This window comes from Cupriavidus sp. SIMBA_020, from assembly GCF_046535395.1.
GTDB lineage: Bacteria > Pseudomonadota > Gammaproteobacteria > Burkholderiales > Burkholderiaceae > Cupriavidus > Cupriavidus campinensis.
In genome coordinates this window covers 1-229 of record NZ_JAWRWU010001862.1, presented here as the reverse complement: position 1 = coordinate 229, position 229 = coordinate 1, and the positions used below count along the sequence as shown (strand labels likewise).

The 229-nt window shown below is 68.1% G+C and carries 1 pseudogene; it reads right to left on the bottom strand.

Annotated features, from left to right (window positions below):
• Positions 1-24 precede the first annotated feature (24 nt).
• A pseudogene (locus SB751_RS36055) lies at positions 25-229 on the bottom strand (GDP-mannose mannosyl hydrolase); the annotation flags it as partial.

Here is a 229-nt window from a genome sequence, read left to right as displayed (position 1 = left end):
CCCGATACGGAGGATGGGGGTTGGTCATGGCGCTGACTCCTTGAAGTAGGCCTGGGTGTAGGGGTGCGCGCCCGGATCGGCGGCGATGGCCGCCGCGGGCTGCCAGCGGTAGCGGCGGTGCTGGCCCAGCGGCAGGCTGGCGGTGTCCAGCGTGAGTTCCGCCTCATAGGCGAGGACGATGTAATGAGTGGAGCGGCCGGCCTCGCCGGCAAAATTGGTGCCATAGAAG